Source organism: Dolichospermum sp. UHCC 0315A (assembly GCF_008121535.1).
Lineage (GTDB): Bacteria > Cyanobacteriota > Cyanobacteriia > Cyanobacteriales > Nostocaceae > Dolichospermum > Dolichospermum lemmermannii.
The window spans coordinates 4,750,769-4,763,423 of sequence record NZ_CP043056.1 but is presented as its reverse complement, the minus strand read 5'-3'; the positions used below and the strand labels follow the sequence as shown (position 1 = coordinate 4,763,423).

10 protein-coding genes and 5 pseudogenes are annotated in these 12,655 nt (G+C 37.0%); 7 read left to right on the top strand and 8 right to left on the bottom strand.

The window, feature by feature from the left end; translation table 11 throughout:
* Nucleotides 1-21 precede the first annotated feature (21 nt).
* The 5 genes and pseudogenes from BMF77_RS22630 to BMF77_RS22610 all read right to left on the bottom strand — a co-directional run bounded on the left by BMF77_RS22630 (nt 22) and on the right by BMF77_RS22610 (nt 3,278).
* Nucleotides 22-1,322 (bottom strand): annotated as a pseudogene (locus BMF77_RS22630) (IS4 family transposase).
* Nucleotides 1,323-1,488: 166 nt separating this feature from the next.
* Nucleotides 1,489-2,451 (bottom strand): annotated as a pseudogene (locus BMF77_RS22625) (MFS transporter); the annotation flags it as partial.
* Nucleotides 2,417-2,572, bottom strand: a pseudogene (locus tag BMF77_RS28235) (MarR family transcriptional regulator); the annotation flags it as partial. The pseudogenes BMF77_RS28235 and BMF77_RS22625, both read right to left, overlap by 35 nt.
* A 45-nt stretch (nt 2,573-2,617) precedes the next feature.
* A complete protein-coding gene (locus tag BMF77_RS22615; protein WP_148766020.1) occupies nt 2,618-2,932 on the bottom strand; it encodes a helix-turn-helix transcriptional regulator in 315 nt (104 codons plus the stop codon).
* Between the two features lie 4 nt (nt 2,933-2,936).
* Nucleotides 2,937-3,278 (bottom strand): type II toxin-antitoxin system RelE/ParE family toxin, encoded by a 342-nt coding sequence (locus BMF77_RS22610; RefSeq protein ID WP_148766018.1) that lies wholly within the window; start codon nt 3,276-3,278, stop codon nt 2,937-2,939.
* A gap of 224 nt (nt 3,279-3,502) precedes the next feature.
* On the opposite strand from BMF77_RS22610, the gene BMF77_RS22605 reads away from it, so the two are divergent.
* The 7 genes and pseudogenes from BMF77_RS22605 to BMF77_RS22575 all read left to right on the top strand — a co-directional run.
* On the top strand, nt 3,503-4,774 hold the full coding sequence (locus BMF77_RS22605; RefSeq protein WP_148766016.1) for a tetratricopeptide repeat protein: 1,272 nt from the start codon (nt 3,503-3,505) through the stop codon (nt 4,772-4,774).
* 207 nt (nt 4,775-4,981) lie between these two features.
* A complete protein-coding gene (locus BMF77_RS22600; RefSeq protein WP_148766015.1) occupies nt 4,982-5,914 on the top strand; it encodes a DUF4351 domain-containing protein in 933 nt (310 codons plus the stop codon).
* 319 nt (nt 5,915-6,233) lie between these two features.
* Entirely contained in the window at nt 6,234-6,455 is a 222-nt protein-coding gene (locus tag BMF77_RS27445; RefSeq protein ID WP_148766013.1) for a hypothetical protein, read from the top strand.
* A 31-nt stretch (nt 6,456-6,486) separates the two neighbouring features.
* A complete protein-coding gene (locus BMF77_RS22590) occupies nt 6,487-6,714 on the top strand; it encodes a hypothetical protein (protein WP_371735133.1) in 228 nt (75 codons plus the stop codon).
* 379 nt (nt 6,715-7,093) lie between these two features.
* Complete coding sequence (locus tag BMF77_RS22585) at nt 7,094-8,137, top strand: aliphatic sulfonate ABC transporter substrate-binding protein (RefSeq protein WP_148766011.1); 1,044 nt, start codon at nt 7,094-7,096, stop codon at nt 8,135-8,137.
* A gap of 367 nt (nt 8,138-8,504) precedes the next feature.
* The gene (locus BMF77_RS22580) at nt 8,505-8,972 is read left to right on the top strand and encodes a carbonic anhydrase (protein WP_246863002.1); all 468 of its coding nucleotides are present in this window, start codon (nt 8,505-8,507) and stop codon (nt 8,970-8,972) included.
* 113 nt (nt 8,973-9,085) lie between these two features.
* A pseudogene (locus BMF77_RS22575) lies at nt 9,086-9,790 on the top strand (phosphate/phosphite/phosphonate ABC transporter substrate-binding protein); the annotation flags it as partial.
* A 224-nt stretch (nt 9,791-10,014) separates the two neighbouring features.
* On the opposite strand, the pseudogene BMF77_RS22570 reads toward BMF77_RS22575, so the two are convergent.
* The 3 genes and pseudogenes from BMF77_RS22570 to BMF77_RS22560 form a co-directional block, all read right to left on the bottom strand.
* A pseudogene (locus BMF77_RS22570) lies at nt 10,015-10,802 on the bottom strand (glutathione S-transferase family protein); the annotation flags it as partial.
* A 3-nt stretch (nt 10,803-10,805) separates the two neighbouring features.
* Nucleotides 10,806-11,462 carry a class I SAM-dependent methyltransferase family protein gene (locus BMF77_RS22565; protein WP_148766005.1) on the bottom strand — a complete coding sequence of 219 codons (657 nt, stop codon included), beginning with the start codon at nt 11,460-11,462 and terminating at the stop codon, nt 10,806-10,808.
* Nucleotides 11,463-11,621: 159 nt separating this feature from the next.
* Nucleotides 11,622-12,608, bottom strand: coding sequence for a threo-3-hydroxy-L-aspartate ammonia-lyase (locus tag BMF77_RS22560; RefSeq protein WP_148762160.1), 987 nt, complete (start codon nt 12,606-12,608; stop codon nt 11,622-11,624).
* Nucleotides 12,609-12,655 lie beyond the last annotated feature (47 nt).

The following is a 12,655-nucleotide window of genomic DNA, read 5'->3' as shown; positions in this document are numbered from 1 at the left end:
GTTAAGGCTATAAGTCTTTTGTCAAGCGGTTTTTGGATAATTATTGAAAAAAAACTCGTCAGACCCCCGCTGGAGATCAGGAAAAGGCGCGACAATTAACTTAACATTTGGTTTTCGTTTCTGTTTGATAATACCTAAATCTCGATTTTGAGGGTCAGCAAAATACTTAACTTTCTTCGGTTGCCTTACCTTTTTGATGAGCCATTGTAAAATGATAAAGACCACGATAAATCATTTCTAATGAAATATCATCAAAGGGGAGAGAAAGTTCGTCAGCTACAGCATCACCTAAATCGACTAAAACCGCATAAAATATCCAAGTTGCCCAAATCTGCAATTTAATTCCATTAATTGAACCCGTCCATAAATAACTTAACCCCAAGAGTCTTTTTACTATATTAAAAGCATCTTCAATCCGCCAACGTTGCCGATATAAATCCGCTACCACATAAGGAGGTAAAACATTAGGATCTAACACGCTGGTTAAATAGGAATGCCATGTTTTTTCTGACCGCACTTCAATCAAACGTAAAGTGATAAATGGAGTCTTTTTAGTGCCTTCAAGCCAGACATATCTTTCGGTCTCGCAATCCATAACTATCTGTAAATATTTGTTCTACCTTGATTGCTGCTCCTTTTTTTATTCTCGTAATAAAGTCAACTTTTTTATCAATTAATTGTAACCAAAAATAAAAGTGATAAAACCCTCTATCTAACAACAATAGGGTACTCTCTGTCACTAAATTCAAAATATTTTCTTCAAGTTTAGTATCAGAAGCTTTGGGATTGGATGCAAACCAAATCTCTACAGGTAATCTGGTCATTAAATCAATGACTGTACTCATCTTGCCTGCTAATTGTCCATAATGAGCTTCTTCCAAACTTTGTAATTTCCTAAACAATGCCTCCAATGTTGATCCGTCTACTATCCAAATTTTGTCAAATCTTGATAAGGTAAATTGAATACTTTCTGGCAAGGGACGTTTATTTCTACTGTGCCAAGCTGTTCTCAAACTAGGCAATAAATCTTTAAATACTTTTTCAAATAATTCCGATGGAAATGTCAAAAATCTCTGTGATACGGCTTGTTGACTAACTTTCGTAGGATTACACCACAAGAAACCGTCTCTAGCTAACATTCTTGTCATTTCTCTGACCCCGGCTACGTCTCGCCATAATAAGGTTAACACCGCAGCCATCATCAACGGTAAATTCAGTATCCTTTCTCTAAGTCCTAGTTTTCGGTAGTAATTTTCTTGATTTGTAATCGCTGGTGTCAGTAATCTTTCCAATTGCTTGGCTATTACTTCATCTTCCACCATTGGTCGCTGTTTCTTTTTTGCGTGGTCTCTGTTGTTTTTTTTACTGGTTGTCATGGTTGGACTCAATCGCTCAATTACTTGTCTAGACTGAGTTTCCCATGTTTTTGACCACTCCAAATACCACCCTTGACAATTTTCCCTTTTCCTTAACTTGTCACCAATGTGTCCAACGAGACAGTCCAAAAATAATTGTTACAATCCCAAACCCGACAACCGACCAAAGTAAGGCTGGTCCGGCTTTACGGATAGGTGGCAAATATACCAACAATGCTGCCATAATTAATGCACCTATGGATGGGGCTGCTTGTAAATAACCCAATTCCACAGGCCCGACGTGCAAAATATCTTTAGCAAAAACGGGTAATAATGCCACTGCACCACCCAGTAAAACTGCAAATAAATCTAAAGTAATAGCTGCGAGAATTAATTGATTATTCCACACAAATTCAGCGCCAGCAGCTAGGGTTTTCAGGGATATTGGTTCTTTCTTAAAGTTGGTTTTTTGTGGTTTAATTGCTGCGGTGAGGAAAAAACATGATAGTGCTGCGATCGCTGATAATATATATACTCCCGTCGCATTCTTGAACAGAGCAATACTAAATCCTCCCAAAGCTGGCCCAATTACTGACGCTAATTGAAAACTACTACTATTCCAAGTCGCTGCATTAGTAAAAGCACTCATCGGTATTAACTGCCACATCAGCGCATCACCCGCAGGTTTGAGAAATGCCCTAGCTACACCTGTTAATAATAAGCAAGCATAAATTAGAAAAACTGCACCTTGATAATAGGAAATAGCCGCTAAAGTTAGAGAACAAAACATTAATAGCAGCATTGAATATAAAGTAATCTTTTTGCGGTCATTTTTATCAGCAACGTGTCCCGTAATCAAAGTTAGGGCAATCATGGGGAGAACCTGCGCCAACCCGATTCCCCCTAAGGCCATCGCTGAATTTGTTCGCTCATATAGCTCCCAGCCCAGCGCGACCGTCTGCATTTGTCCCCCTGTGAAGAGGACTACACGCCCAATGGTAAATAGCCGATAATCTCGAAATCTCATGGCTGCAAAAGGATCGTGTTGTGCAGCCTTACTGTTATGGTGAGTTGGTTTCTGTTTGCTCGAAGACATTTTTTAGTAGAGTCAAGCCTGATTCAATATGTGATACTTGCTCTGGTGTCAAAGCCTCCAGAATCTCCGCAATTTCCCCGCGAGTTTTCTCCTGAGATTGCTCTAATAACAGCTTTCCCTCTCTTCGCTATACTATTATTGTGGATAGATTTTAGCCCTTACAAATTTACCCTACTTGAGAAATTACCTGTCCAATCTCTTGAGGTGTTGCACCTGTGGCCAGCATTGCCCGGATTAAGAGTTCAATAGAAACGGAAGCATCACCATTTTCAGCTTTAGCAATTCGAGGCTGACTGGATTGAATTTTTGCTGCTAATTCTGTTTGTGTCATTAATTGCTGTCGTCGTTCTTTGAGATTATGACTAAGAACTAATTTAATCTCAATCAGAGCAGTTTCCTCTTTTGTGAGTTCTAAAAACTCGGAAACATTTCCAACTTTCCAGCCCTTTTGTTCTAGACGTTCTCTTTTAGCTTCATCCATAATACTAATCTTGTATATCTTGATCGTACTTGCTTAGTCGTTTTTTACAGATGTCAATAACGGTGCTTGGTGTTGTTCTCGTTGTTTTGTTGAAAACTTCCAGAATCAAAATTGCATCATCATCAATTCGGTAAATAATTCGCCAGTTCTTGTCCGCATCCCGAATCCGTAGTTCATAACAGTGTTTTCCGATACTAGACATTGGTTTTGAATGCGGTATTCCCAAGCTTTCACCCTGCTGTAACCGTCTGAGTAGTATACCTGTTTCTATCCGTGCTTCTTGGCTGAAGGGTGGAGTTTTAATTTCACCATGCAACCAAATTAAAGGTTTATCATTTTCGTCCATGCTATTATTTATATCATATCTGATATATTTTTGATTGGCTATTGTAGCCTACTGGAGTTTAGACTAAAGCAGAGCGATCGCTATACTACTATTGTAGATAGATGTTAGCCCTTACAAAATTACCCTATTTGAGCAATTACCTGTCCGATCTCTTGAGGTGTTAAGCTTAAATTTTCCCATTAACATTCTATTTAAAAATATCGCTAGAGTAAATTTAAACCAATATGGACTGGACAACACCACTCAAGGCACAACAGACTGATTTTATTCAAAGACTTAAATCTGCTAAATTACTCCATTGTGACGAAAAAGGCCAGCATAGTGAATTAACTGTCATTTCTGATGAGAGATCAAAGCCGTTACGGAATTTTTGCTGGGAGATGATCAGAAAGTATAAACCAAATGATCCCCAAAATTACTTTATCAACAATATGAAGGGGAAGTTGGGTGAGGAAGTTGTTAAATCCCGTTTAGCTGATTTTGTGACAGAAGTTGACTATGAAAAGCGTGTTGGTGGTGATGGAAAAGTTGATTTTACCTTAACTTCTGACTCATCAATTGGTATTCAGGTTAAAGCCCGTAATGGCAACTTTGATAAAATTCAATGGTCAATTAGCCAAGAAGAAATTGAAAAAAATGCTGTTCTAGTTTGTATTTTAATTCAAGAGGAAGTTAGCGAGGCTCAGGCTGAATACAATCTCATTTTGGCGGGATTTTTACCAACAAATATGATTACTTTGTCTGCTGGTAAAGCCTTGGTGGGAATAGATGAATTGCTTTATTCTGGGGGTTTACGCAGCTATTTAAAAAGTTTGACATCTTCTAAAGTTGATGAATATATGCGCTTGGGTGATGAGTGTATTGAGAAAGAAGATTATCAAGGTGCTATTACTTATTATACTCAAGTATTGCAACTGAAACCAAATAAGGAAGATGCTTATTTTTACAGGGGTCTTGCCCGTTATTATTTAGAAGATAAGCAGGGTGCAATAGAGGATTACACTCAGGCTATCAAGATTGATCCTAACTATGCTCTAGCCTACAACAGCAGAGGAAATGCCCGTTATGCTTTAGGAGATAAGCCAGGAGCAATAGATGATTACACTCAGGCTATCAAGTTTAATCCTAATTATGTAGATGCCTACACCAACCGGGGAGATGCCCGTTATGCTTTAGGAAATAAGCCAGGAGCAATAGATGATTACAACCTAGCTATCAAGTTTAATCCTAATTATGTAGATGCCTACAACAACCGAGGATTTGTCCGTTATGCTTTAGGAGATAAGCAGGGTGCAATTGAGGATTGGACTCAGGCTATCAAGATTAATCCCAATTATGTAAATGCCTACCACCTCCGGGGATATGTCCGTAATGAATTAGGAGATAAGCAGGGTGCAATTAAAGATATCCAAATAGCCGCAAATATCTATAAAAAAGAAGGTAAGGAAACAGACTATCAAAAGGCTATGGAGGAAATCAGAAAAATTAACAAATAATGAATATAAGTTAAGCCAGGTAAGAAATATCCCCGACTTCTTAATTAAATTTTTTGTAAATAATGAAGATCATTCAAAGAAGTCGGGAATCTAAAAGTATTGAATACAACACCAAAAATTTTAAAACATCCTCTTACAGAAAATTCATAACTGCTATATAATAGGAGTCTAAATTATTTCCCAGATTTTACTCAAAATTAAAATTTAATGACTAGGTTTATACATGATAAATTCGCCAAAGACTATCTAGAAGAATTATTAAAAGATTACGGAGAAGTCAAAGCATCAGAAAAAGTTTCAGGAGAAATTAAAGAAATTGACGTTTTATTCACACCTGCTAAACAACAAACTTCTAAATTACAAATACTGGGCTTACTAGGAAGACTTGCCGAAAATCCTGCAATAATAGAACCATACCGCAATCCAGCTTCTAGCGATGAAATCTGCGACTGTATTCTCAAGTTATTAGAAGTCAAGGCTTTATTGCGACGAGAAGCCAAAGCCAATAAAATCAAACTTCAGGAGTCAGAAATTCCTAAATTGTGGATTTTAACCCCCACCATATCTGAAACTCGTTTATCTAGCTTTGGAACTGTCCAAAAAGAAGATTGGTTATCGGGAGTACATTTTTTAGCAGATGCCATGCGTTCAGCAATTGTGGCAATACACCAACTACCACAAACACAGGAGACTTTATGGTTGAGGCTTTTGGGTAGGGGAAGCGTACAATCACAAGCAATTATCGAGTTGCAAGCGTTACCATTAGATCACCCATACCAAAAAGCCACCCTGGAATTAGTTTACAACTTGCGCGAAAATTTGAGAGTAAATCAAGAACTAGAAACAGATGATAGGGAGTTAATTATGCGACTAGAACCACTTTATCAAAGAAATAGAGAACAAGCTAAAGAAGAAGGAAGACAAGAAGGAAGACAAGAAGGAAAGCAAGAAGGAAAGCAAGAAGGAGAAAAAAACTTAATACTGCGTCTACTACATCGTCGGATTGGGGAAATTGATTCGTTATTAATCGAGCGAATTATAGAATTATCAATTGAACAGTTAGAAAACTTAGGAGAGGCGTTATTAGACTTTTCTAGTGTTGCTGATTTAGAAGCTTGGTTAACCCAACACTCAATCTAATTCATTTTGATTATTAGGGAGTTAATCATGCAATTAGAACCATTTTTCAAACAACCTATACTTGTCACAATCTAAAAACATTAAATCAGGTAGGTTGGGGAGCCATCGCCTTGGACGGGTTTCCCGGCTTGTGGCGAATGGCGTTTGACGTTCTTGTTACCCAACACTTACAGACTTTTGTTGGGTTGCGCTGTCGCTTAACCCAACCTACAAAAACTCTTAACCGAACAGTATTGTAATCATTAGTGACTTCCACTTGCTAAAATGAAGGGGTATAATTCAATATAAAAACCTATTTAAAATATCAAATCCTAAAAACATGAACAACTTTAAAACTCTTTGTAAAACCCTAGCTATTAGTACAGGAATCTTTTTGTTATCTGTGCCTACTACCTACGGGATACCACCAAAACCGTTGTTAACTGCCAAAACAACTTATAATCAAATAGGCTCTTGGGATGCAACTTATTATAATATTATTTTCTCTCTCAACAAAGTTAGAAATTTGCCTGTTATTAATCTTTATTGTGGGATTAACTAACACTCTGACTCTAGCTTCAATTAGTAATTTTTTGCAACTAATTCTTGTAGAAGAAGACAAAAGAGGACGAGTAACCAGTATTTTTATGACTACTTTTTTGGGAATACTCCCTTTTGGTAATTTATTTTTCGGAGGATTAGCAAATTATATTGGTGTTGCTAATGCCTTATTATTTGGTGGTGTTTGTTGTATTTTGGGAGCTTATTTTTTTGCTAAACAACTATCAAGTATTAGAAAAGTGGTCAACCCAATATATTAAGAAATGGGATTAATTTCTTAGTCAGCATAGAACTTACAGATGATGTTATCGAAGCCGTAATTATTATGTGTGTAGGGGTAATTTATGAATTATCCCTAATTTGGTGATTTTTTGCGTACAGCCTATTTCATTCAAATTCAGATCCCCGACTTCTCTAAGAAGTTGGGGATCTTGTTGTTCATAAAATTTAGGATTGCTATATTACCTGAATGCTTCAAATAAATCTTGAAAAAAAATAATAAATGTATTAGAAAATACTTAATTTTCAGATTTTTTGTGTAAGAATAATATGTAAATACGTAATTCCGATAGAAATACGAGAGTTTTGCTTCAACAGAATAAAAATTATCAATTTTGTTAAACTCCAAATATTTCAGCCATGAAAATACCATTTTTGCCACAACAGCGCATAGTTTTCAACCGATTTGTTCAATATTCACTACTAGGATTGTTTACTCTATCCACACCCTTGACAGGTAGTTTATTACAAACAAGCCAAGCCCAGACAAAACCTGGATTTAGCTCTAAAGTTATCAACTTGGCTTATCAAACCTCTGGGGATATTGTCAAAGTTAAAAAAGTTGTTGAGCCACGTTTTAAAGAATTAGGTGTAACTGTGAATTGGGTTGAACCATTTCCAGCAGGTCCACAACTAATAGAAGCCATGAATGCAGGTAAAGTTGATATCGGCACAGTGGGAGAAACACCCCCAATATTTTCCCAAGCGGCTGGTATCACAGAAGTGATTTATATTGCTGGGCGTGTACCCAGTAGAGGACTAGGACAAGGTATTATTGTCAGAGCCAATTCTCCTATTAGGAAATTAGCAGATATTAAGGGTAAGAAAGTTGCTTTTCAACGGGGATCAAATGCCCACTATTTATTAGCAAAAGCTTTAAAAGAAGTAGGTTTAAGTATTAGTGATGTTCAAGTGGTGGGACTAACTCCATCTGAAGCCCGCGATGCTTTTATTCAAAATAAAGTTGAAGTTTGGGTAGGTGGTGATCCCTTTTTAGCTCTTGTCGAAAAAACCATCCCTATTCGTAATCTCAGAAATGCTTCAGGGATTAATACTCTCGGCGGATTTTATCTGGGTAGAAAGGAGTTTATCACCAAAAATTCTGAATTGGTAAGAGTGTTTTTAGAAGAAGCAGATCAGGTGGGAGAATGGGCTGATAAGAACCCAAAAGAAGTTGCCAAAGCTTTTGCTCCTGAATTAAAAATAGATGAATCAGTTTTAGAAGTTGTGGCCCGTCGACGGACATATCGGTTAAGAAAACTGACACCTGGCATTATTGCGGAACAACAGAAAGTTGCAGATTTTTATTTTGACGAAAAAGTTATTCCCCGCAAGATAAATGTTAAGGAAGCAACTCTTTCACCTCAATTAACTGAAGCTATTACACCTAAGCGGTTGAAATAGCTTTTCATACCAAATCCAGTTTTTAAAACCCACTTTTACCTTTTCGTTTTCATTATGAATAGGGTTGAGGAAAATTTTTAAGGGGGAATATATGAATAGGATTTGGTATGGGTGAATCTTTTAAGAGTTTTGGGTGATGAGAAATATGTCTAGTGAAGTATGAATTGAGACTTGTCTTTTGGATTAATTTGTGAGACATTAGTATTTGTAACTCCATAAAATTTATCGGTTTACCGTAAATTAATTAATAAACATGAGCTAAATTTTAGAAGAAGTCTTATCAGCTAACCATAGTTATGCTGAAAACTTTGGTACTAAAGGCGAATTACTCATACCTCCTGCACGTCGGTTTGCCATTCTTACCTGTATGGATGCACGACTTGACCCAGCCAATTTTGCAGGATTAGCTGAAGGTGATGCCCATGTGATTCGTAATGCTGGTGGACGTGCCAGTGATGATGCTATTCGCTCCTTAATAATTTCGTACAAATTACTAGGTACTCGTGAATGGTTCGTGATTCATCACACTAATTGTGGTATGGAAACCTTTACAGACCACATCATGCGAAACTTACTTGCTAATAGTCTGCAAACAGCCCAATTAAAGGAAACGGGTTGGCATGATATAGGCTCTGGAGGGGGATCAAATGAAGCTGAATTTATTGATTGGTTGACTATTGGCGACCTATCCCAGAGTGTTTATACAGATGTGAAGCGTATTCGGTTACATCCATTAGTACCACGAAAAATTCCAATTTACGGCTACATTTATGATGTGAAAACTGGAAAATTGATTGAAATTCCAGAAGCTACAGAAATTGGTAAAGCAAGCTAGGTTTTACTAGTAGAACTTAAACATTTTATATTACCAAAACTTTTTTTTGTGCCTGGGGGATCTTTCTATGAAATAACTTCCCTAGTTTGAGATTTTTACCGCAGCAGTTAGCCATGAAACCCTTAATTCAGATTGGTGTTTTAGCACATCGAGATATCCAGAATACTCTACAAACTTGGCAAAAAACCGCAGATTATCTGACTTCAGAACTTTCTGAATATCACTTTACTATTGTGCCTCTTAATTTTAATCAAATTGGGGCTGCAATGAAAGAGAATGCAGTGGAATTTGTGATTACAAGTCCGGGGATATATGTAGAATTTGAAGCCCTTTATGGAGTAAATAGGCTGGCAACTTTAAAGCATTTGCGAATGGGGCGAGCCTATACCATGTTTGGCGGAGTAATTTTTTGTAAGGCTGATTGTGATAATATTCAAAATCTTACAGATTTGCGGGGTAAAAACTTTGTTGCTGTTGCGGAAAATTCTTTTGGAGGTTGGAGATCAGCATGGAGAGAAATTGTAGAAGCAGGGATAAATCCTTACCGGGATTTTCAAAGTTTGCAATTTACCAATAGTCATGATGCAGTGATATATGCTATTGGGGAAGGTAAGGCAGATGCAGGAACTATTTCTACAAATGTATTGGAACAGATGGCTTTAGAGGGAAAAGTTGATTGGAAAAACTTCAAAATCATTAATCAGCAAACGCAGTATGGAGAAAAATTTCCCTTTGCTTTGAGTATCCAGTTATATCCTGAATGTCCTTTTGCTGTTACCCAAGAAACTCCGAGTCAATTAGCAGAACAAGTAGCGATCGCATTACTAAAATTACCAAAAGATCATCCCGCAGCGAAAGCAGCAAAATCGGAAGGTTGGACAATTCCTCTCAATTATCAATCAGTTCATGAATGCTTTCAAGTTTTACAAGTTCATCCTTATAAAGATTTTGGCAAGACAACTTCTAGTTTTGAATTAGCAGTTAAAGGATCAAACGATGGATTATGGGATTGGAATTTGGAAACAAATGAAGTCTTCTTTTCAATAGGTTCTACGCCAAATCTACGGCGTAAAAGTAAATTATTAGTAATTTTTTAAGTGCTGCAAACCAAACATTGATGAGAGGAAAACGAGGATTTCCTTTGATGTGATATCCTCTATATACTGGTAAATTAGCCGCCAATCTATCTAAATGGGGACTATACATAATATCTACCAAACTAAATGTTGATAAAAAATATGGTTTTGAGTATCTACCTAAAGTTTTTTCAATTTCATCTAATTTAGCTTCAAATTCTGCTTCTAAATTTGCTAATTCTTTGGCATCTTCTGGAGGTTGTCTCAAGAATTTATAGGCAATATCCCGAAACCCATTAGTTTCTGCATCTTCAACCCATTGTCTAGCAAGAGCATTTTCTTCGGGATTTTCAGGTAACAATGTTTCTCCAAAGTGTTCTTCCAATTCTAAAAGAATATCTTTTGATTCATAAATGAATTTGCCCTCAATATTTGCTGCGGGGACAAGAGTTGTTGGCACTAAATCTGTGTACCATTTCGGTTTATTACTCAGATCAATAAATTCTGTTTCAAAGGGAATTTGTTTTTCTTCTAACGCAAACCAAACTCTTTCACAAAAAGGACACCAAGAGTTACTATCTCTATATAACAATATCGGCGGTTTTCTCTCCGGGGAAAGTTTATGTAAACTGCTAGGAATAGGAGCAGTAGAAGGTGCTTGTCCTGGTCTTTTGACTCGACGGGCGGGGGTATTTTGTCGAGCGCTTTCTAATAATTGATCCCAATTAGATATGGTAGTGCTTGTAATGGACATTTGTTACCTCGCTTTATTTGGAACGCCAGAAAATACAAATAGTTGTTCTTCTTTGGGTGTAGGTAAATTTTCACCTAAATAACGATGAATCCCTACTCCCATATCTCCTGTGGCTGTGAGTTTAAAGTTAACTTCTTCAAATCCAAAATCACGGAAGTATTTACGCACGGTTTCTGAATAAGCAATACCGTTAGAATGTCCACGAGTCCAGAGAACAAAAGCACCTTTTTTACTCAAAAAGCTCAAGTTTCCTAATAAACGATTGAGTTCATTTTCATCAGCTAAATTCCCAAAAATCCCACAAACAATCACAATATCTGCGGGTACTGCTCCTACATAGTTATCAGCAGCAGTTGCATCACCATTGATAAACTCAATTTGTTTTGTTAGACTTAATGATTCTATTGTTTCGCGCCCATGTTTAACTAACTGGGGATTGATTTCTACTAATCTTGCATATACATCTTTAGCGCGAGGATGATTTGCTAATGTTCCTAATAAATCTCGTCCATCACCAGCGCAAGCACTAACTACTCGAATAGTACCAGTTGGGGAGTTATCCAAACTATAGGAAATATATTCCTGCACGATTTCTAGCCGTTGCTGTAATTTGGGTTCAGTGTTGTAAAGATCGTGCCATTCTAACCAATCTTTTGGCATAAAAGAAGATTCCCGATTGCTAAAAATTCAGATTCTCAACAGTGTCTTTCATCACTATAACATAAAATACGGTAAGTCTATCAGAAAACCGTAGATTAAATATAAACACAGACTACCATATCAATTTGGGGAAAATCAAGTAGTTAGATAATTATTTATCTAGTAATGCAAAAGATGATTAAGTTGTTTCAATTGACTAACTTGTAATAAATCTACATTTCCACCACTGATAATTACGCCAATTCTCGCACCCGGTGCTTTAACTACACCTTCTAATAATGCTGTTGCAGCTATAACTCCGGTAGGTTCAACAACGATTTTTAAGCGTTCCCAAATCAAAAACATGGTGCGAATTATGCCTGCATCTGATACTGTCACCATATCATCTACATATTCCAAGACTAAGGGAAAGGTGATTTTACCCAAACTGGGAGTTCTTGCACCATCAGCAATGGTATGGGGATTATGGACAATTTGCAGGGTTTTGGTATAAAAGGAGCGAGTAGCATCATCGGCTAATTCCGGTTCTACACCGATTATTTGACAATTAGGTAAAACCGCTTTTGTCGCAACTGCACAACCAGAAATTAATCCACCACCACCACAACATACTAATAAGTAATCTAGTTGTCCCACTTCCTGAATTAGTTCTAATGCAGTTGTACCTTGTCCAGCAATTATATGACGATGATCATAGGGGGGAATTAAAGTTAATTCGCGTTCTACTGCGAGACTTTTGGTTAATTCTTCCCGGTTAGTTGTGTCAGGGCTGTATAAAATGACTTCTGCACCATAACCGCGAGTAGCAGTTTGTTTGACTATTGGTGCATTATCAGGCATAACTACAACTGTGGGAATATTGAGTAATTTTCCGGCTAAAGCGATCGCTTGTCCATGATTTCCTGAAGAATAGGTAATAACGCCTTTTATTTTTTGCTGGGCTGATAATTGAACTAAAGCATTATAAGCGCCACGAAACTTAAATGCTCCTGTCCGTTGAAAATTTTCGCATTTAAAAAATACTTGGCTTTTAGTCAGTTTATTGAAAGTATTAGAAGTAATTACTGGTGTTTGATGGGCAATACCTAAAAGCCTTTTTTGCGCTGCTTCTACATCAGTAATAGTAACAGAATCAGATAATAACATTTTTTTTCATAAAGTAACTCTCACTATCATTAATAAGTAAGTGGGCG